This is a genomic window from Rheinheimera sp. UJ63, from assembly GCF_021568285.1.
Lineage (GTDB): Bacteria > Pseudomonadota > Gammaproteobacteria > Enterobacterales > Alteromonadaceae > Alishewanella > Alishewanella maricola.
This window is the reverse complement of the sequence record NZ_JAKGTQ010000001.1, coordinates 1,220,994-1,241,845: the sequence shown is the minus strand read 5'-3', so window position 1 is coordinate 1,241,845 and position 20,852 is coordinate 1,220,994. Positions and strand designations below refer to the sequence as shown.

The 20,852-nt window shown below is 47.2% G+C and carries 16 protein-coding genes; 10 read left to right on the top strand and 6 right to left on the bottom strand.

The genetic code is table 11. From position 1 onward, the window contains the following. Nucleotides 1–246: 246 nt before the first annotated feature. A complete protein-coding gene (locus L1N97_RS05670; protein ID WP_236129103.1) occupies nucleotides 247–2,781 on the bottom strand; it encodes a glycoside hydrolase family 3 protein in 2,535 nt (844 codons plus the stop codon). A gap of 2 nt (nucleotides 2,782–2,783) precedes the next feature. After that, nucleotides 2,784–4,058 (bottom strand): sugar MFS transporter, encoded by a 1,275-nt coding sequence (locus L1N97_RS05665; protein ID WP_229586191.1) that lies wholly within the window; start codon nucleotides 4,056–4,058, stop codon nucleotides 2,784–2,786. Between the two features lie 240 nt (nucleotides 4,059–4,298). On the opposite strand from L1N97_RS05665, the gene L1N97_RS05660 reads away from it, so the two are divergent. The 3 genes from L1N97_RS05660 to L1N97_RS05645 all read left to right on the top strand — a co-directional run bounded on the left by L1N97_RS05660 (nucleotide 4,299) and on the right by L1N97_RS05645 (nucleotide 8,362). After that, nucleotides 4,299–5,870, top strand: coding sequence for an FGGY-family carbohydrate kinase (locus L1N97_RS05660; RefSeq protein ID WP_236129102.1), 1,572 nt, complete (start codon nucleotides 4,299–4,301; stop codon nucleotides 5,868–5,870). A 271-nt stretch (nucleotides 5,871–6,141) separates the two neighbouring features. After that, nucleotides 6,142–7,515, top strand: coding sequence for an amidohydrolase family protein (locus L1N97_RS05655; RefSeq protein ID WP_236129101.1), 1,374 nt, complete (start codon nucleotides 6,142–6,144; stop codon nucleotides 7,513–7,515). Nucleotides 7,516–7,894: 379 nt separating this feature from the next. Continuing rightward, nucleotides 7,895–8,362: a methylated-DNA--[protein]-cysteine S-methyltransferase gene (locus tag L1N97_RS05645; protein ID WP_268964573.1), complete on the top strand. Its 468-nt coding sequence runs from the start codon at nucleotides 7,895–7,897 to the stop codon at nucleotides 8,360–8,362. Here L1N97_RS05645 and L1N97_RS05640 read toward each other — a convergent pair. Both L1N97_RS05640 and msrA read right to left on the bottom strand, forming a co-directional pair. After that, nucleotides 8,359–8,532 (bottom strand): DUF3012 domain-containing protein, encoded by a 174-nt coding sequence (locus L1N97_RS05640; RefSeq protein WP_226750620.1) that lies wholly within the window; start codon nucleotides 8,530–8,532, stop codon nucleotides 8,359–8,361. The genes L1N97_RS05645 and L1N97_RS05640 overlap by 4 nt on opposite strands. Before the next feature lie 177 nt (nucleotides 8,533–8,709). Beyond that, nucleotides 8,710–9,981: a peptide-methionine (S)-S-oxide reductase MsrA gene (gene msrA, locus L1N97_RS05635; RefSeq protein WP_236129100.1), complete on the bottom strand. Its 1,272-nt coding sequence runs from the start codon at nucleotides 9,979–9,981 to the stop codon at nucleotides 8,710–8,712. Nucleotides 9,982–10,200: 219 nt separating this feature from the next. On the opposite strand from msrA, the gene L1N97_RS05630 reads away from it, so the two are divergent. The 3 genes from L1N97_RS05630 to L1N97_RS17000 are packed head-to-tail and all read left to right on the top strand — an operon-like array spanning nucleotide 10,201 to nucleotide 12,826. Next, nucleotides 10,201–10,947, top strand: coding sequence for a hypothetical protein (locus L1N97_RS05630; protein ID WP_229586194.1), 747 nt, complete (start codon nucleotides 10,201–10,203; stop codon nucleotides 10,945–10,947). 57 nt (nucleotides 10,948–11,004) lie between these two features. Continuing rightward, nucleotides 11,005–12,057 (top strand): sensor histidine kinase, encoded by a 1,053-nt coding sequence (locus tag L1N97_RS05625; RefSeq protein WP_236129099.1) that lies wholly within the window; start codon nucleotides 11,005–11,007, stop codon nucleotides 12,055–12,057. Next, nucleotides 12,050–12,826 carry a LytR/AlgR family response regulator transcription factor gene (locus L1N97_RS17000; protein ID WP_236129098.1) on the top strand — a complete coding sequence of 259 codons (777 nt, stop codon included), beginning with the start codon at nucleotides 12,050–12,052 and terminating at the stop codon, nucleotides 12,824–12,826. The genes L1N97_RS05625 and L1N97_RS17000 overlap by 8 nt, the downstream gene beginning before the upstream one ends. Nucleotides 12,827–12,830: 4 nt before the next feature. Here the strand turns inward: L1N97_RS17000 and L1N97_RS05615 are convergent, their stop codons facing one another. Further along, nucleotides 12,831–14,138, bottom strand: coding sequence for a short-chain fatty acid transporter (locus L1N97_RS05615; protein WP_236129097.1), 1,308 nt, complete (start codon nucleotides 14,136–14,138; stop codon nucleotides 12,831–12,833). Between the two features lie 187 nt (nucleotides 14,139–14,325). Here L1N97_RS05615 and L1N97_RS05610 point away from each other — a divergent pair, with 187 nt between their 5' ends. The 3 genes from L1N97_RS05610 to L1N97_RS05600 all read left to right on the top strand — a co-directional run bounded on the left by L1N97_RS05610 (nucleotide 14,326) and on the right by L1N97_RS05600 (nucleotide 16,535). Beyond that, entirely contained in the window at nucleotides 14,326–15,105 is a 780-nt protein-coding gene (locus L1N97_RS05610) for a peptidylprolyl isomerase (RefSeq protein ID WP_236129096.1), read from the top strand. A 96-nt stretch (nucleotides 15,106–15,201) separates the two neighbouring features. Continuing rightward, entirely contained in the window at nucleotides 15,202–16,032 is an 831-nt protein-coding gene (locus L1N97_RS05605) for an ATP-binding cassette domain-containing protein (RefSeq protein ID WP_236129095.1), read from the top strand. Further along, a complete protein-coding gene (locus L1N97_RS05600) occupies nucleotides 16,029–16,535 on the top strand; it encodes a GNAT family N-acetyltransferase (RefSeq protein ID WP_229586199.1) in 507 nt (168 codons plus the stop codon). Before L1N97_RS05605 ends, L1N97_RS05600 begins: the two co-directional genes overlap by 4 nt. A 23-nt stretch (nucleotides 16,536–16,558) precedes the next feature. On the opposite strand, the gene L1N97_RS05595 is transcribed toward L1N97_RS05600, so the two are convergent. Next, complete coding sequence (locus L1N97_RS05595; RefSeq protein ID WP_236129094.1) at nucleotides 16,559–18,364, bottom strand: hypothetical protein; 1,806 nt, start codon at nucleotides 18,362–18,364, stop codon at nucleotides 16,559–16,561. Between the two features lie 311 nt (nucleotides 18,365–18,675). Between L1N97_RS05595 and L1N97_RS05590 the strand changes: the two genes are divergently transcribed. Next, nucleotides 18,676–20,685: a DNA topoisomerase III gene (locus tag L1N97_RS05590; protein WP_236129093.1), complete on the top strand. Its 2,010-nt coding sequence runs from the start codon at nucleotides 18,676–18,678 to the stop codon at nucleotides 20,683–20,685. Nucleotides 20,686–20,852 lie beyond the last annotated feature (167 nt).

The window sequence follows — 20,852 nt, the reverse complement described above, 5'->3', positions numbered from 1 at the left end:
GGCGTAACACGCAGCACAGCAGAGGCACTATTAAAGTGAACGGTTAAGTGGCGCGAAGGCACTAATGAGTTACATAGAATAAGCTTTTGGCAATGAGACGATATAAGGATAACCATAACCCAGCGCGAAGGGGTTAGTAAGCAAAGGGCGACAACGGTTCTGTGCATCAAGTAGCAAAACGAGGCTGCAAATCGCAAGCATAAAAAAGCCCAGCGAGGTAGCTGGGCTTTATACGGCAAAGGCGCTTTACATATCACAACTCAGCGCAGTGGTACTGGCATTACTGGTAATGCGTGCATCTGACAAACTTAATTGCAGCTTGCCTGAAGTACTGATGCTCAATACTTCAAACACCTGAGCCAAATTTAAGCCCTGCTGTTGAAAGCAACTGATATTAAGAGTGAGCTGCTGCCATTCGTTTTCTGGCATGGCGGCGAGTGCCGCAGCAATATTTTGGCTAGCCGTACAATCTGCACCACACTGCATGCCTAATAATACGCTATCCGGTACTGCGCCATGGCGCTGCACGGTTAAACTTAACACGCTTTCTGCGCTGCCAAAGGCTCGCAAATCACGTGGAAACGGACTACCAAAAATTAAGCTAGCGGCTTCTTCACCCGTAAATTCAAAGCGGCGCGCATCTTCTTGTACCAGATTATCAAAGGTACGGCTGCTGATACTTCCTAGCTGTTGTACGCTACTGCCAACGGTCACCGTGTCAGTACCGCTACGCAATTGTAATTGCCAAGGTGAACGCGGAGCGCGCTCAAAAATGGCCATTTCGGTTTCTCCAGCAGCATCACCAGCATCTTCAGACAATTGATTACCTAATACATCTGCTTCGCCATAACGTAAACCAAAACCAAATGGTAGCAGAGGTGCATAATCGGCATCACCCACATTGACCGTCGTTTGCTGCGGGTTAGCAGGCCATGAAAACGATAATTTACCGTGGAAGTCATACTGCGGTGTGCCGTCTGCTTTAGCTAAAATAACATCGGCCACACCTGCGCCTTCACTGCCCGGTAACCATACCGCGACAAAGGCGTCAGAGGCGTTAAGCTCTGGGTTGACCCACATGCCTCGGCCACTGATAAACAATGACACAACTGGAATACCTTGTGCTTTAAGCTGTTGCAGTAAAGCTAAATCAGCTTTATTACCACGCTGGTATTCTAGGTTATCGATATCACCGTTACCTTCTGCATAAGGCTCTTCACCAAACACCACGATGGCTACATCGGGTTTTTGCAAGAAGCTGCCATCAGCTGATAACTCAGTGCTACCACCTGCTGCGTTAACTTGCTGCTGGATCCCCGCATAGATTGAGGTACCACCTGGGAAGTCAGCGTTAGTGTTACCGGTGCCTTGCCAGCTAATAGTCCAGCCACCTGATTGTTGGCCAATATTATCTGCGCCTGGGCCTGTCACTAAAATGCGTTGCGTCGGATTTAATGGCAGTAGATTATTTTGGTTTTTCAATAACACCAAGGACTGACGCACTGCATCACGTGCTACCGCACGGTGCTCTGCCGCACCAATCAGTTCAATGCGACCGGCTAATGGGCGATTGGCGGGGCTAGGTTTATCAAAAAGACCGGCGCGCTTTTTCACGCGTAAGATACGGCGAACCGCATCATCCACACGTTCTTGACTGATCACACCGCTTTTTACTTGCTCAATCAAATTGTAGTAAAGCGGCTTCCACGCTGCGGTAGGTACCATGTAGATATCTAAACCGGCATTGGCTGCTTGTGGGCAATTATCATTGGTACAACCAGGAATTTGGCCATGGCCATTCCAATCACCCACGATAAAGCCATCAAAGCCCATACGTTTTTTCAGCACATCTGTTAACAAATAGCCATTGCCGTGAATTTTGCTACCATTCCAGCTATTGAATGAGGCCATCACGCTTTGTGCTCCGGCTTGTAAGCCGCCCACATAGCCTTGGGCATGAATATCAAACAGTTCTTGTTCGCTGACTTCGGTATTCCCTTGGTCGATACCTCCAGTAGTGCCGCCATCGCCAACAAAATGTTTAACGGTGCTGATCACGCGACGATCGCCCAGGAAGTCAGCATCCGCTGCACCTTGTAAGCCGCGCACAATGGCTGCAGCATAGTTGCGTACGATGGTCGGATCTTCAGCATAGCCTTCATAGGTTCTGCCCCAACGATCGTCTCGCACTACCGCAACGGTGGGTGCAAACACCCAATCAATGCCCGTCGCCATCACTTCGCGGGCGGTAGCTTCGGCAATTTGCTCAATTAACGCAGGGTTATTGGCCGCACCCAAACCGATGTTATGTGGGAAAATCGTCGCGCCAATCACGTTATTGTGACCATGTACTGCGTCAGTACCCCACATGGTTGGGATTTTGCTGCCATCTAAGCTGTCATCAATTGACGCTTGGTACATTTTTTCTGCTAAGGCGGTCCAATCGGCTGGCGTGGCATATTTATCATCGTTAGGAAAAGCGCCGCCGCCATTTAGGTATGAACCGAAACCATATTTGCGCATATCTTCGACGGTAATATCACGAATTTCCGGCTGGATCATCTGCGCAATTTTTTGCTCTAAGGTCATCTGTGCCATTAACTCAGTAATGGCTTGCTCAATTTTTGGATCTTGTGCCACGGGTAAATTCAGTACTGGCCAGATGTTTGCTGGTTGTTCAGTGTCTGGTGGTGTTACCGCCTTATTACACCCGGCTAGCACTAAGGTGCTCGTTAAGGTAAGTAACAGGGTTTGGCGGTTAAGGGAGGTCTTAAGTTTCATCATCAATCCTTAGCTGCGTCTGTAACAACCTGAGGTTTTGAACCAATCAGGCCGTAATAAGCGATATAAATGTAGCAAAGTAGTGGCAGGATAAAGGCAGGTTGTACGCCAATTCGGTCGGCTAAGGCGCCTTGCGCTAAAGGTAAAATGGCGCCACCGACAATAGCTAGGCACAAAATACCTGAGCCTTGACTGGTCATATGTTTTAAACCATTGATCGCCAAACTAAAAATGGTTGGGAACATAATAGAGTTACACAAGCCAATAAACAGTAATGACCACATGGCTAATTTGCCTTCACTCAGCATGGTTAAGGCCAGTAATAACACGGCAGCAATAGCATTGAATGCCAGCGCTTTACCCGCATCTACTTTTTGCATTACAGCGGCACCAATAAAGCGGCCTACCATAGCACCACCGAAATACCAGGAAATATAGTGTGAAGCGGCGGCCGTCGTCATGTTGCCAATTTCAGGTAACGATAAGTAAATAGCTAAAAAGCTACCAATGCTCACTTCGGCACCGACATAAACGAAAATACCCAGCGCGCCTAATACTAAATGCCGTTGTTTCCAGGCGCTACCTTGCAGCGGTACCGCTGCACTGGGCTCTTTTTTGCCCATGGCGGGTAGTTTTAACCAAACAAAAATGATCGCTAAAACTACTAAGCTTGCCGCCAATAATAGGTAAGGCAGTTGCACAGTTGATTCTGTCACTTCAGTAGCGGTAGGAGCTGGCGCATCCTTACCGCCAAAGATTAACCAGGCACCAAAGAATGGCGCCACTGTCGTACCCAGCGAGTTAAAGGCTTGCGTCATCGTCAAACGGCTAGACGCGGTTTCTGCTCTACCAAGGGCGCTAACATAGGGGTTTGCTGCAACTTGCAGAATGGTAATACCGGACGCTAATACAAACAGCGCCAATAAGAACAGCCCATACACATGCATTTCAGCGGCTGGATAAAACAACAAACAGCCCGCGCCTGCAATCAGTAGGCCAGTGACAATACCTGCTTGATAGCCGATGCGGCCAACCAAAATCCCTGCGGGTACAGAGACAATAAAATAAGCACTAAAAAAGCAAAATTGGATCAACATGGCCTGGGTATAACTCAGGTCAAATAGTTGCTTTAGGTAGGGAATTAAAATGTCATTCAGACAGGTAATAAAGCCCCACATAAAGAACAATGTGGTCAGTGCCGTGAGTGCAAAACGGTAATTCCCCGGGTTGTTTTGCATATGCGTTTCGGCCGGGTTTGATAGAGGTGATGCTGCCATAAAGGCTCCCTTGTCTTTTGGGTTGTTAATTGACGTCTTGTCTATTGGCGTCTTTTTAATGTAAGCGCTTTCATTTATAGCACATTGACTGCTGATAGCAATGTTTTTCGGTATTTAGCCGTGGTTTTTTTGCAGAAAAAAAATACAACTTTTTACTCGGAAGGCTTTGTGCTGTGTCTGGCATCTCATGAAGCTATCCGTTACTCTGCTTGGCAAAGCGTAAAAGTAATAAGCTATATCATGACCACACCAGCCTCTAGTAAACCGACCTACATACTCAGCATTGATTTTGGTACGCAAAGTGTGCGAGCCATCATTATTGATCAGCATGGCAACATCTTGGCAAAAGGCCAGCAGTCGATGCCGGCCTATCAAACTACCTCGCCTGGTTTTGCAGAATTAACAGCGGCCAGCTATTGGCAAGCGTTACAACAAGCGTGTCAGCAGCTATGGCAAGTAAGTGCTGTTCCAGCTTCTGCTTTAGCGGCTATGACGTTAACCACCCAACGAGGCACGATGTTTTGTCTAGATAAAGACAAACAGCCCTTACGGCCTGCCATTATTTGGCTTGATCAACGACAAGCGACTCCGTTGCCTCCTCTGGGGTGGCGTCGAGTACTATTTAAGGTCGTTGGTGCAGCGGCCATTGTACATCGATTTCAAACACGCGCTCCTTCAAACTGGCTAGCCAGTAACGAACCAGCCATTTGGCAGCAGACCGCGCATTATGTACTGCTGTCAGGTTATTTAAGTTGGCGCTTAACCGGCGAACTTACCGATTGCACAGCAGCACAAGTTGGCTATTTGCCTTTTAATTTTAAACGACAACGTTGGGCCAGCCGTTTTAGCTGGAAGTGGCGAGCATTATCGATACAACCCCATCAGTTGCCACGTTTAGTCGCAGCGGGTGAGCCAATAGGAAAACTCTGTGCAGAGGCCGCGGCTGATTTGGGTTTACCAGCAGGATTAGCGCTATTGGCGGCCGGTTCGGATAAAGCCTGTGAAGTGTTAGGGTGTGGCGGGTTAACGCCTGACATCGGTTGTATCAGTTATGGCACTACCGCTACCATCACCACAGTAAACTCGCGCTATGTAGAACCGCTACGCTGGTTACCGGCCTATCCAGCCGCGCACGGGAATGCTTATACCAGTGAGGTGATGATTCATCGCGGTTTTTGGCTAGTCAGTTGGTTTAAAGAACAGTTTGGTTTGCAAGAGCGACAAGCGGCTACAACACAAGGAATAGAACCTGAGCAACTGTTTGATGCGCTGTTAAAAGCCGTACCTGCCGGCAGTATGGGATTAATGCTCCAGCCATATTGGTCACCGGGCATTACCTTTCCGGGGCCTGAAGCGAAAGGCGCGATGATTGGTTTTGGTGATGTGCATGAGCGGGCCCATGTCTATCGTGCCATTATCGAAGGGTTAGCCTATGCCTTAAAAGAAGGCAGCGAGCGGCTGCAACGACGAAATGGCCAACCTATTCAAACGCTGCGTGTATCAGGTGGCGGTGCTAAAAGCGTTGAAATACTGCAATTAACTGCGAACGTCTTTAATCTGCCGGTTGAACGACCGCACACCCACGAAACGTCAGCGCTGGGTGCGGCGATCTCAGCCATGGTGGGTTTAGGCCGCTACCCAGATTACCCCAGCGCTATTGCTGCCATGTGCCAGCTACCGCAGCGTTATTTGCCTGATCCGGTTATCGCTGCGCAATATCAACGACTGTATCGGGAAGTGTATTTGAAAATGTACCGCCAACTCCAGCCGCTATATCACAAAATCCGCGACATCACCGGCTACCCCACCTAACCCACTGGTCCAACCGCACTCCGAGACAGGTCAGACCGGTGTCTGAGTGTGGTCCAACCTGTCTCGGAGTGTGGTCAGATGTGTCTCAGAGTGTGGTCGGAGGTGTGCTGGGTTTTTTCGGGGGTTGGTCCAATGAATATTAAAAGCGGCTGTAATAGGGGCTGGGTCAGACAGTTGACTGTTTATATCCGATAGAACACATGGCACAAAGCTGTAATTAACTATATTTTTATAGTCTACAAAAAACAATAATCAAAATAAGGTTTTACATATGAAGGTTTTTGCATTCATGTTAAGTTTAATGGCGATGGTGAGTACAGTAAGTGCAGAAAGCTTTGCCCTAGTCGGGGGACGGTTAATAGATGGCTATGGTCATCACCCTCTAGCAAATAGTGTCATTTTAGTACGGGATGGTGTTATTCAAAAGGTCGGGACTGTCGACACTCTTCCTATACCCAATGATTATCAATTGGTTTCTACCGAAGGTATGGATGTTTTGCCTGGTCTTTGGGAAAGCCATGCTCACCTGATGCTAAATGGTCATGCTGATTATGTACATTGGGATAAAACCTACATTAACCGCTTGTCTGATGAAATTATGCCGGCTAGTGCACTGCAATTATTACTCGCTGGTGTCACCAGCGCCCGTGATTTAGGAGCCCCCTTAGAAGACTCTGTCAATGTGAAACAGCGTATTGCATCAGGCGAGATCCCAGGGCCAAGGCTGTTTATTTCAGGGCCCTTTTTACAACACCGAGCCTATCCAGGCACTGAAGCTTTTCGTTGGAGTATTACCAGTGTCAAAGACGCGCAACAAAAAGTGGATAAGCTAGCAAAAGCAGGTGTTGATATTATTAAGCTAATTGATCAAGACCAAATGACCTTAGAAGAAGCGCAGGCTATTGTCGAACGCGCTCATCAGCATGGCTTAAAAGTGGTTGCTCATGCGCATCGGCCCAATGAAATTCGACGTGGTTTAGCCATCGGGGTTGATAATTTTGAGCATACTGGTTTGACAACTGCTCCTGGCTTTCCGGACGATGTCTTAGCCTTGTTAAAAGAACGTACCGCCACTGGCCGCGTATCGGGTGGACCGCTGTTTTGGACCCCAACAGTCGAAGGACTATGGAATTATGATGCCATGGTGGCTAATCCTGAGCACCTTGACAATACTTGCTGGCAGCGCGGTTTAAAGTCCGACACCATTACGGATATAAAACAGTCATTAGCGCAGCCAGGTAAACTTGCCTATATGCAATTAACGCCATTAAGAAAACCAACCTTACAGAATAAAATTGCGCAACTGCGAGAAAGCGGTGTCGTGTTTTTAGTTGGTACCGACAGTGGCATTCCAACCAAGTTTCATTGTCAAAGTACCTGGAACGAGTTAGCTGCTTGGGTCGATGTGATGGAGTTTTCAGCCATGGATACCATTCGTGCAGCCACATACTGGCCTGCAGTAATGATGGGCGTATCAGATAAACTTGGCACAGTCAGTGAAGGCAAATATGCTGACATTATTGCGGTAAAAGGCGATGTGCTGCGTTATATCAACCGTTTATCTGATGTCAACTTAGTCATGAAAAACGGCGTCATCTATAAAAAAGACGGTAAAGAATTAACCGACGCAACGCTCTCCAAATAACGTCACTTAACATACTGCTCAATGCCTTTACCTTGGCATGTTTAGTTGTCCTCTTCTGGCAGGTAAGGCCACTCTCTGGTAAATGGCCAGATGTGTATCGGGGTGTGGTCCGAGGATTGCTGATGCTTCTAGTGACAAAATGGGTGAGGCTGTAAAGGTTATCTCGGTATATTAATCGGCAAGGATCAGTTAGGATTTCGATTGTTGCGTTTAAATATTCAGCTTAAAACAGCGCTTAGTGCTTAGCGTAAACGAGATGGCTTTTTATGAGTGCACTTACCTTAGGTTTTTTAACACAGAAGCAGTCCAATTTTTTCGCGGTTATCCAATCTAACAGTTAGGTCATTCAGTTGCGCCAAGATGGCGCAGAGAGATAAAGATGCAAGGTATTGATTACTTAGCGAGCCCGCTGGGCTTATTAGAAATTGTGGCGAACGAGGCCGGTGTGGTTGCGGTGACGTTTTGCCTAAGACAACAGCAGCCGAGCACTGAGCCGCAATGGACGCGCGAAGCGAAAGCCCAGTTGTCTGCTTACTTTGCCGGTGAGTTAACGCTGTTTCAATTACCGCTGGCGGCAGAGGGCACTGCTTTTCAGCAGCATGTTTGGCAGGCGCTTCTCACCGTACCCTATGGCCAAACCGCCAGTTATGGTGATATCGCCAAACAAATTGGTAATCCAAAAGGCATGCGCGCGGTGGGTTTAGCCAATAGTAAAAACCCGATTTCGATTATTGTGCCTTGCCATCGCGTTATCGGCGCTAATAAAACACTCACCGGCTATGCCGGTGGCGTTGATAAAAAAGCTTGGTTATTGGCGCATGAAGGGGTTAGCGGTCTAAAGTGTTAATCGTCAGAGCGCAGAATACAATGCTTGGCATAATCTTTGGCTTCATTGGCTGTCCAATCGCCTTTAGCTTTGGTATCCATCTGTTCACACCATTTCTTTGAACCCACTTCAGGGGCACAACCTGCTAATAACACCACACTGGCCAATAATGCTAGGGAAAGTTTTTTCATAATATCTTCCTGATAATTCATATTAATAGGTGCTGCAATATGCAGAAGCGCAGCGCTGTAAAACGCCTTAGCAGTGTAGCGTTTTCAACGGCATTTTGTCAGAGAAATATTGCGGGGTGTTTTTGCAAAATAAAAGCAGGCTTTAGCATTTCAGCTTAGCCTGCCAAATGCGACGGGTTAGCGTGCTACAAACTCTAGCACGGTAGCATTAATGCAATAGCGTGTCGTGCCATTTGGGCCATCATTAAAGCGATGTCCTAAATGAATACCTGATACTGCCGCCACAATTTCGGTGCGGATCATGCCATGGCTGTAATCAGTGCGGGTGGTTACCGCGCCATCAATCGCCTTTTTAAAGGATAACCAACCGCTGCCCGAGTTAAAACGATCTCGGGTATCAAATAACGGTGCGCCGCTAAACGCATCAACAAATATGCCGTCAGGAGTATTTTTAAATATTTCATATTGTTTACAGAAAGGCCGGTCGGTATCACTTTGAAAGGCCACTTGATAACTTTCGCTATCAGCACCGACACTGAATAAACCCAATGCCTTATAAAAAACCTCTGGCTCCATATAGCCTTGCACGCCAAAGACCTCTACCCCGTTTTCGATAAATAACAGGGTGGGGGTTGCCCAAGTGGGCGTGGTGATGGTTAAACCCTCTAACTGGCTGGCTAAGCGATAATGTAGCGGGATCTTACCCTGATACTTGCTGCTGACATTGGCTTTGAATTTTTCGCAATATGGGCAATATTCCGCGGCATCAATCATCACAATGTGTTTGCCTTTTAATAAAGCGCTGTTGTCCACCGCCGGCGCGGCGGTAACATTTGAGCTATCAAAGCGCACGCCGGTTGAATGATCTGGGCAATAGCCATTGGGATTTTTTGCGATGTAATCTTGATGAAAATCTTCGGCGGGGAAAAATTGGTTTAATGGCTGTATTTGCGTTTGGATCTCGCCATAACCGGCTGCCGTAAGCAGAGGCTGATATTGCGCCGTCACTTGCTTAGCGATTTTTTGTTGCTGTTCATTTTGAAAGAAAATGGCCGAGCGATATTGCGTACCCACATCATTGCCTTGGCGATTGCGCTGTGTGGGATCATGCATTTCATAAAAGCGCTGTAACAAGGTTTCGAGGCTGACTAATTCAGGTTGAAAAGTCACTCGAACCACTTCGGCATGGTTATTCGGGTTAAATTTGTTGCGCTGCTGGGTAATCACCCGATAGCTCGGTTCCACACCATTGCCACCGGCATAACCTGACTGCACATCCGTGACCCCTGACATCGCTTCGAAGCGTTTTTCTACACCCCAAAAGCAACCGGCGCCCAGTACTATGGTTTCAAGCTGCATACTGGCTTGCGGTGTCGTTGCCATTAATGGCGTGGTTAAAAAGAAAATAATGAACAAAAAGCTGCTAACGATGTTGCTTAAAATACGCATGTTACTGCCCTCAATGACGAGTTTTAATCTACGTTGCGTTACTGGGGATAGACCATTTCAATGCCAATCAGTTCGGGTTGTTACCGAGAGGGTGTTTGTTTCATCTTTTATTTTCCTGCGTTTATCAGATGCTTTCCTTAGCTTAGCCGAAGTGCCTTGTTGCCTCTGAGGTCTTTGCTAATACTCACTGCAAGCCAAACAACCAACAGGTAAATAACGATGAAAATTGAACACGAAGTAAAAGTATTGCGGGTTACCGCTTTGACCAGCTTAGTTTTATCTTTAAGTTTATGTTTGATGGGCATGAAGTCATCTAATGACGGGCGTTTTGAGACCTTAACCGTTGAGCGCTTAAATATTATTGAAGCCGACGGTACTGTGCGTATGCTACTGACCAATACTGCTCGCTTTCCTACTACAGAAGAAGTGAATGGCAAGGTGTTAAACGAGGATCGTAAAAAGCGCGCCGGCATGTTGTTTTTTAATGAAGAAGGTATGGAAGCCGGTGGTTTTATTTACGATGGTGCGAAAAATGCGAACGGTCATAGCGCGGGCATGTCGATGACTTTCGATAAATACGATGGTGATCAAGTCATGCAGCTGCTAACCGTTGATGAACAGCGTGGTGATAAGCGTATTATTCGCTCTGGGTTGGCTTTTAATGATCGTCCTGTAGCAGAAACCCAAGACGGCGTGCGGCAAATTATGCGCGAGCTGGCACAAATTACCGATCAAGCACTAAAACGGCAGAAGATACAAGAATATCAAGATGCCGGACTGATTGGCGGCGCACCCCGTATCTTGTTAGGAAAAACTGCACAGCAAAACAATGGTTTATTTCTTTTTGCCAAAGATGGTTCGCCACGTGCGATGTTTTATGTAGACGAAAACGATGAAGTGCAGTTAAAGTTTATGGATGCAGCCGGCGAAGTGACGCGTTCATGGTCAAGTACTGCGGCTAAATAATGGATAAGGCGGCAATGGCCGCCTTTGTCACTTTCCAAGGACAGACAGGTACTGATTATGTTGCAGCGGTTTTACGCCTACTTGCAAGTTGACCGGCCTTTTTTACTGGGTATTTTCTGCTTTAGTTACTTTTTAGTCATTAGTAACCGCGTGCGAGCGGGTATGGTGTCTTGGTATACCTTTACCCCCGAAGCGCCCATCGTCACGTTTTGTTCAGCCTTGCTTATTTTTTTGTTGGTGCGTTATTGCTTAAACCGGTTTCAACATACCGATGACGGCCAGCTTAGTTGGTTGAAGATGTTGCAGATTATCTGCGTTTCTCTGCTGGTCTATTTAGCCTTTAATAACAGCATTAGCCTGCTGATTTCCGTGATGTTTAACACTGTCGAACGAAATTTTTCACCGAATTTGCTGTTAAGCAAAAATTTAGGCGATATTGTCGATGTGGTGTTATTCGCCGGTATTTATTTGGCGCGTTATCATTGGCAAGCGGCCAGTCGTTATCAACAACAAGTCGCCGATTACAATCAACAACTGGCGCAATTAACTATTCAGCAATTAAAAGCGCAACTGAACCCGCACTTTATCTTTAATGCGTTAAACACTTTAGATGAGTTGATCAATGTCGATCAAAAACAGGCCAGCCGCTATTTGCATGACTTTGCCGCGCTCTATCGGCTATCTATGCACAATGCTACGCAGCAGTTAGTGCCGCTAGCACAAGAGATAGAGTTTGCGGAATATTACTTTAAATTAATGCAAACTCGTGTCGGGCCCGGTTATCAGTTAGCCATTGATCCGGCTTTGCGCTCCAATCAAAGCTTGTTGCCACCCTTTAGTTTGCAGTTATTACTCGAGAATGTGTTTTTACATAACCATGGCAGCTTGGCAGCGCCATTGCTGGTGGATATTTCACTGCAGCAACAACGTGTGGTGGTCAGTAACCCCTTACAGCCGAGCGCCAAAAAAACACGTAGCGGTAATGGCATCGGTTTAACAAATTTAGCTAAACAGTTTTTGTTTTTAACCGGCCGTAATTTAGATATCAGTCAGGCAAATCAACGCTTTAGTGTGAGCTTGCCGTTAGTAGAGGAGCAGCCAAGTGTTTAAAGTCGCCATTGTGGAAGATGAGCCATTGGCGCGCAGCAAGTTGCGACGTTTGATTGCTGAATTACCCGATCCGATGGAAGTCGTCGCTGAACTGGCGACAATAAAAGAAACGGCCGCCTTTTTAACGAGCGGCCAGGCTGTTGATCTGATTTTTTCTGATATCGAGCTGGCGGATGGCAATGTGCTGACCACTTATCAACAAATTCCGCCCTGCTGCCCGCTGATTTTTATTACCGCTTATGATCAATTTATGCTGTCGGCTTTTGATAGTCAGGGCATTTCCTATTTACTTAAACCCTATAACAGTGAAAAGCTGTTGCAGGCTTGGCAGAAATTTCGCTTATTAAGTGCCAAAACCGTTACTGCGCAGCCTGATCTCTCCAAGCTGACTACCTTGTTAGCGCAGTTGTCCGCAACCCCTGCCGTGGCCAGTTATGCCACGCGCATAGCGATACGGCAGCAGCAACAGATTTACTTTTTGCAGATAGCCGATATCAGTTATATCCAAGCTGATGGTGGCCTGATTATGGCGTTTGATGCCGCAGGAAAGCGGCATTATTTGCCTTACACGAGCTTGCAAGCGGTAGAGGCGATTTTAGATCCGCAACGTTTTTTTCGAATTAATCGCAGCGAATTAGTGCAAACGCATTACATTGAGCGGTTAGAGCGCTTTTGTAAAAATACGCTCACGGTCTTTTTACGCTCCGGCGTGCAGTTAAAAACCAGCCAAAGCCGCACCAGCGAGTTTAGTCGCTGGTTGGGTATTTAGTTACTTAAACAAAGGTGAGTACCAGGCTAATAATCACACCGGTGATCAGCAGCTGCATTAAACAAAACCCCATGATGTCTTTGGCTTTTAAACCGGCAATAGCCAGCACAGGCAAGGCCCAAAACGGCTGGATCATATTGGTCCAGGCATCGCCCCAAGCCACCGCCATGGCGACGCGACTAATATCCGCGCCTAACTCCAGCGCAGCCGGTAACATTACTGGGGCTTGTACCGCCCACTGCCCCCCACCAGAGGGCACAAAAATATTAACGATACCGGCACTGATAAAGCTAAAAAATGGCAAACTTTCTGCACTGGCAAAACTAACAAACCATTCTGACATGCTCTGTGCTAAACCCGACTGGATCATAATGGCCATAATGCCAGCGTAAAATGGGAATTGGATCACAATACCGGCGCCGCCTTGCACCGCTTGTTGCAAGCTATGCAGTAAGCGGCGGGGTGTGCCATGCAGCACGATCGCCAAAAACAGGAATAAGTAATTAACGATGTTTAAATTAAGGCTACCGCCTTTGACAAAATACTGGACTAAATAAGCAACACCCGCAAAGCCGACAATCAAAGCTAACAGTAGGCTATTTTCAAGTTTATCTGCCGGGCGCTGCTGGGTGATTTCTGGTAAAGGCGTGTCATCGAGTTTAGCGGGGTCGACATAGATACTGTCTTTTGCTGACGGTAACATCAGATAATTTACCAGCGGCACTGCGACAAATAGCAAGGCCAGCAATATCAAGTTAAAGTGCGCGAAGATAGTCTCACTGGTCGCGATTAAGCCAATTTGCGCTTCGGCAAAATGTCTTGGTGTTGCAATGGTCAGCGGTACCGAACCGGCTAAACCACCATGCCACACAATAAAGCCTGAATAAGCACTGGCCACCAGTAAGCGATAATCCACTTTGATTTGTCGGGCTAATGCTTTGGCAAATAATGCGCCGACCACCAGGCCAAAACCCCAGTTAAGCCAACTGGCGAATAATGAAATCACGCTAACTAACACAATGGCTTGGCCCGGCGTTTTGGCCAGCATAGCTAGGCGATCTAAAATGGCTTTTACCAAGGGGGTACTGGCCAGCATGTAGCCGGTAACCAGTACTAACAGCATTTGCATGGCAAAGCTGAGTAAGCCCCAAAAGCCATCTCCCCATTGTTGTAATACTTGCTGTGGCGACTGTTGTTCAAACAGCACTGCGGCAGCAAATACCACTATGGTGAGTAGTAAGACAAAGATATAAGGATCAGGTAGATAACGTTCGACTAAGCGAACAAAGGGTTTCGCAGCGGTATTAAGCATCATCAACTCTTTTTATAATAATAATAGGCTTAACTTTAAAACAGCTTAGCCAAACAACACAACCGTTACAAGGCGTTAGCCGCAGCACACTTTAGTCTTATGCCAAGAGCGATTAAACGTAAAGGCACTGGCCTCGCCTTGTCGCTTTAGCGTATGCTTAGGTTTTTGTGTCTATCCGGAAAGTTTAATGAAATTATCTCGTTTGTTAGCCACGACAGCGTTGTTAGTGGGCAGCACCTTAATGGCGCCGTTACATGCGACCATCGTGCAATTTAATACGTCGTTGGGCAACTTTGAAGTCAACTTGTTCGACGAAACCACGCCAAAAACCGTAGAAAACTTTTTAAGTTACGTTAAAGACCAAAGCTACGATAATAACGTGGTGCATCGTTTGGTGCCGGGCTTTATTGTGCAAGGTGGCGGTTTTGTTTACACCGGTCAGGTGCCGTTTGGGAATGTGGTGGCTAAGGCTGCAGTACAAAATGAACCGAAATGGTCTAATCGACGTGGCACTATCGCTATGGCTAAAATTGGCGATCAACCCAATAGTGCGACTAGCCAATGGTTTTTCAATTTAGTGGATAACCAAACCAACTTAGATGCGCAAAATGGCGGCTTTACCGTATTTGGTCAAATCTCTGTGCAAGGTTTAGAGATTTTGCAGCAAATGGCACAATTACCTACTTATAATTTTGGTGGCGCCGCAACCAACATTCCACTGCGTAATTATACGTCAGCCGATTTTGCCGCTGGTAAAGCCCTAACGGCTGACAACTTGGTGCTAATTGAAAGTGTGTTTGTGATTGATGCTCGAGTTAACACTGCTGCCGGTTTAAACCCTGTAGCCAATACTTTAGCAAGTAATGGCGCTGCAGAAGGCGATTCAGGCTCGGGCTCTGTTAATTGGCTCGTGTTGTTATTATTACCTTTAGCTATTTTACGTTTGCATCAAGCTCGTCGTAGCTGAGTGCGTTAAGCTCGTCAGGCCGTTTACCTAAAAAGGGTTGCGGCCTTAAACCACTTTTTATCTCTTCCTCGCGCTATTAACAGCAGGCTTAACGTGATGGATGTTTCTGCCCTTCTCAAACAACTACCTGTGGCCACGCAACCGGCTTATCGGCAAGTTTTACAATTGTTACTGCAGCAAATCATACCGTTGGCACGGCCTTTAGTACTGGGTATTAGCGGTGCGCAAGGCAGCGGTAAAAGCACCTTAGCCAAATTGCTGTGCGGCTTGCTGCAACAGCAGGGTATTTCGGCCGCCACCGTGTCGCTAGACGATTACTATTTGTCGCAACCTGCTCGGCAACAGTTAGCCGCGCAAGTGCATCCGCTGTTGGCCCAACGTGGAGTACCCGGCACACATGACATCCATAAAGCATTAGCGGATGTGCAAGCGGTGCTCGCTGGGCAGGCTGTAGCATTGCCACAATTTGATAAGGCGATGGACGATCGGCTAGCTAACTTACCCAAACAACAGCTTGATGTGCTGATTGTTGAAGGCTGGTGTTTAGGTGTGGCAGCCGAAGCTGCTGAGGTGTTGGCGCAGCCTGTAAATGATTTTGAAGCCGCTGCCGACGCTAAGGGCGTGTGGCGTAGTTATGTTAATCAGCAACTGGCGGGTAGTTATGCCGAGTTATGGGCTTTCCTACAGCCACTGATTTGGTTAAAAGCGCCTGATTGGTCCAGTGTTTGTCGTTGGCGAGCTCAGCAAGAGCAGCAATTATGGCTGCAACGAGGTAAAGGTATGTCGGCTACTGAATTGGCTGCTTTTATGTTGCCCTTTCAGCGGCTGACGCAAGCCAGTTGGCAGCAGTTGCCGACACGAGCAAATTACACTATTGTACTAAATGAGGCACAGCAACCGTTGCTCAGCCCTGGAGGTTGTGGGTGATTTACACACATCGTTTGACACTGCGGCCACTGACACTTGCTGATGCACCTTTTATGCTGACGTTATTAAATGATCCGGGCTTTGTGCAACATATTGGCGATCGTGGGGTACGCGATTTGGCTGGCGCTGAGCAGCATTTGCAACAAGGGCCGTTGAAAAGTTATCAACAATACGGTTTTGGCTTGCGGGCAATGGAGCACACCGCCACCAAACAGTTAATTGGTATCTGTGGTTTATTGCAGCGCGAACAGCTTGATGCGCCCGATCTTGGCTATGCCTTGCTCGAACCTTATCAGCAACAAGGTTTTGCTTATGAAGCTGCCAAGGCCGTGTTGCAGTGGGCGGTTACGCTACGGATACCATCGTTGTATGCCATTGTTAATGAAGATAATACGGCTTCGCAGGCCCTGTTGCACAAGTTGGGTTTTGCTTACCATAGCCCCTTTAGTTTAACGCCTGAACAGACCGGTTGGTTATATCAACGAGCATTACCAACAGCTTAAATGACGTTGCTAAACACCGCCGCTTAACAGCCACACTCCTGAAGTTTCCGTTCTAGTTGCGCAATTCGTTCCTGTGCTTGTTCACGATAGCGTGTTAAACGCTCGATGGTCGCGGCTGAATTGCTCTTCACAAAACTCACTTGTTCTTCAAATTGCACTTTCTGTTTATTAAATTGAAAGCGTTCTAGTTGAATTTGCTGCACCGCCTCGCGCTGTTGTGCTAATTCTTCCCGTAATTGTTTGATCGTCTCGCGTTGCTCGGCCTGATGTTGCGAGGTAATGCTATTTTGATGTTTCAACAATGCTAAATGAGCGCGTAATTGTTCCACATTGTCGCATTGTTCAGGGTTATTCGGTTGCAACAAGGCTTTTAATTCGGCTAATTCGTGTTGCACGTTATGCAGTTGATCCGCTTGTGCTGCATTAATGGCGAGCGCCTCATCCCGCTCTGCTGTTAACGCACTGAGTTGCTCGCTTTGCACTACCTGCTCGGTGGCACTGTGTTGTGGCGTGGCCAGTTGTTGCAGTAAGTCTTGGTGCTGTTGCTGCAGTTGTTGCAATTCTTGCTGTAACTGAAGGTTTTCTGTTGCCGTGGCTTGCTCGGCGGCACTGTGCTGTGGCGTGGCCAGTTGTTGCAGTAAGTCTTGGTGTTGTTGCTGCAGTTGTTGCAATTCTTGCTGTAACTGAAGGTTTTCTGTAGCCGTGGCCTGTTCGGTGGCACTGTGTTGTGTTGTGGCCAGTTGTTGCAGTAAGTCTTGGTGCTGTTGCTGCAGTTGTTGTAATTCTTGCTGTAACTGAACGCTGTCGGCTGATGCAGCGGGCTCTGCTGAGGTTTTTTGACGGCGTAACTGACTCAACAGCGTATCGCGCTCAGAGCTGAGTTCAGCGCATTGCTCGGAATATTCGGCCAGTTGCTGATGGATCTGTTTTTTCATTTCAAAGTGTTGGCGTTGCTGCTCTGTCAACCTTTGTTGTAAGGCATCATACTCGGCCTGTAGCTCAGAAAAATGCTGTTGCTCTTGTTGATACTGCGCCACGGTGTTTTGCGCTGCACTTAACGCTTGCTCGGTGTCTTGCTGTGCACTTTTAGTCTGCTGCAACGTTGTTTCAAGTGCGTCGAGTTGCATTTGAGCCGTGCTTAATTGCTCAGCCAGTTGTTGCTGTGCCGCCTGCTTTTCCTCTAATTGAGCAATTAACTGCTGTTGTTGTTGATACTGTTGTTGTAACTCAGACAATTGCTGCTCGGTGTCGTTAAGCTGTGCTTGCTGTGAAGCGAGAGCGGATGCTTGCTCAGAGGCTTGAACATTGGCGGCGGCCACGGCCGCTTGGCTGGCGGTTAGTTGCTCCGTTGCCTTGTTCAGTTGTTGTTCTAACTGGCCCAGTTGTTGTTGCAAAGCGGTGCGCTCTTGCTGCAAGCTGGCAAAGTGTTCTGCCTGTGTGGTCAGTTTCTGTTGTTGGCTGTACAATGTTTGCTCTAAAGCCGTTTTACGCTGTGCCAACTGCTGCCATTGCTGCTGTGCCTGTTGTAAGTGCTCAACCGCGATCACTTCACCTTGCAGCGCTTCGGCTAATTGTTTTTGCAGCGACGCCGTTTGTTGTGCGCCTTGTCGCTCGGTTTCACGCAGAAACGCTTGCATAAAATCGTCACTGAGTAATGGCGCTTGCTCAAGCTGTCGCTGTTGAGCTTGCTCGTATCGCCACTTTTTATAGTGTGCGATCACCGTTGCTTGTGCGTCAGACACTTTAGATAAGACATAATCTAGCGATACGGTTTTACCGGTACTTTCTAGATCATCACAAATTCTTTTTACATCAGTATATTGCGACATTTTCTACGCCCTCATAGCGAAGCAACAAAACCAGAGTAGGCAAGGAACCCATATTTACAGCTTAGAAAATAGCCAAGTTGTCAGCAATGTCGATCTACTCAATAATTATGCTGCGATTGTTTTTTAAACATTAATGTATATAAGTAATTGAAATGATTAATTTTAATTTTTATTTGGCGAGTTAAGTTAGCGGTTCCAATTGTGGTTTTAAACATCAATATAATCCTTAGGTATTAGCCAGTGTCACAAGTTTTTGCTATTTAATGTTAGGCAAGGTAAATTAACTGATTATTTGTACAGTGTTTTGTCTGATGATTTTATACATTGCAGAAAAGCCCAGCGTTGGCCGTGCCGTAGCCGATGTGCTCCCCAAACCACAGCAAAAAGGCGATGGCTTTATTAAAGCCGCCAATGGCGATGTGGTGACTTGGTGTATTGGTCATTTACTGGAACAGGCAGAACCTGAAGCCTACAACGCCGATTACAAAAGTTGGCGCAAAGCCCACCTGCCAATTATTCCAATAGAATGGAAACAACACGTTAAGTCGCAAACCCGCCAGCAATTCAATGTGGTTAAAAAGCTGATCAAAGAAGCCGATGTGTTAGTGAATATGGGCGATCCGGATCGTGTCGGGCAAATTTTGGTGGATGAAGTGATTAATTATGCGGGGATCAGTCAAGCCAAGCGTGCGGCCACCAAACGCTGTTTAGTGAATGACATGAATCCGGCGGCGATCAGCAAAGCCTTAAAGGATTTGCGCCAAAACAGTGATTTTATCCCGCTAGCCACTTCAGCCTTAGCGCGGGCAAGGGCCGATTGGTTGTATGGTATCAATATGACACGGCTATGCACCTTGCTTGGCCAAGAGCATGGTTATCAGGGCGTGTTGTCGATCGGCCGTGTGCAAACGCCGGTGTTGGGGTTAGTGGTGCACCGCGATCTAGAGATTGAACACTTTGTAACGAAACCCTTTTATGAGGTGTGGGTAACGCTGCACACCTGCAGTGGTGAGCAATTTAAGGCAAAGTGGCAACCGAGTGCCGCCTGTGAGCCTTACATGGATGAAGATGGCCGGGTATTACTGAAAAAGTTAGCCGAAACCGTGTTAGCAAAGGTTAGGGGTCAAACGGGCCAAGTTAAAGCCGTGAAACGCGAACAAAAAAGCCAGGCTGCACCCTTGCCTTATAATTTATCCTCATTACAAATTGATGCGTCTAAACGCTTTAATTTAAACGCGCAAAAAACCTTAGATATTTGTCAGCAATTGTATGAACGCCATAAGTTAATTACCTATCCGCGTTCTGATTGTCGTTATTTACCGGCGGGTCACTTTGCTGAGCGGCAAAAGGTAAGCCAAGCGATTGCCAGCAGTAGTTCGCAATTAAGTCAGGCCGTGAAAACAGCAGATTTAAACTTAAAAAGTAAGGCCTGGAATGACAGCAAGGTAGGGGCGCACCATGCCATTATCCCTACCGAGCGGGTGCTGGATGTGCAGCGTCTTTCGCTAGATGAGCGACACATTTATGAGTTAATTGCCCGACAATATTTAATGCAGTTTTATCCGGCGTTTCGTTATAGCGAACATCAAATTGATACTGAAGTCGCCGGGGGGTTGTTTGTCGCCAAGCAAAAATCGACCGTCGATCTGGGCTGGAAAGCCTTACTTGCACGTTCCGGTACAGCTGACGAAGAGGCGAATGAATTCAGTACAGCCTTGCCGGCAGTGCAGCAGGGCGATCAGGTTAATTGTGTTGAAGGGCAACTGGATGAAAAGCAAACCAGCCCGCCGAAGCATTTTACCGACGCTAGCTTACTGGCCGCCATGACCGGCATCGCACGTTATGTTACCGACCCAGAAATAAAAAAAGTGCTACGCGATACTGACGGTTTAGGCACTGAAGCTACGCGAGCGGGCATTATTGAATTGCTGTTTAAACGACAGTTTTTAACGAAACAAGGTAAAGAGATCCACGCCACACCCATTGGCCGGCAATTAATTCAAAGTTTGCCGCAGCGCATGGTGGTGCCCGATATGACGGCACACTGGGAAGCGCAGCTTGAAGCGATTTGTGAAAAACGCTTGCGATACGACCAGTTTATGCAACCGTTACAGCATGGCTTAGTCGAGCTCATTAGCGAAGTTAGCCAGCAACAAGGGCAGTTTTCGGGATTAAAAGGGCTGGGTCAAAACCGCTTTAGCCGCAGTAAAACCGGTCGGGCTAAATTTGCCGCCAAGAAAACCAGCAGTAAAGCAGCAAGTAAAACAACCGCAACCAAAAAAGCGGCCGGCAGCACTCGGTCTCGTCGCAGCAGCCAATAAAAAATCGCAGTATCAACCTAACCCAAAAGAGTTATAGCAGCTTAGGCTGTTTACTAATAAAGCACAGTAAAACAAGGCTTTTGCGCAATAGCGCTAATTCAGGTGTCGCTAACATGAAGGATGCACTAGGCTATAAATAGAGCAAGATAACCGTAACAATGCAGTGC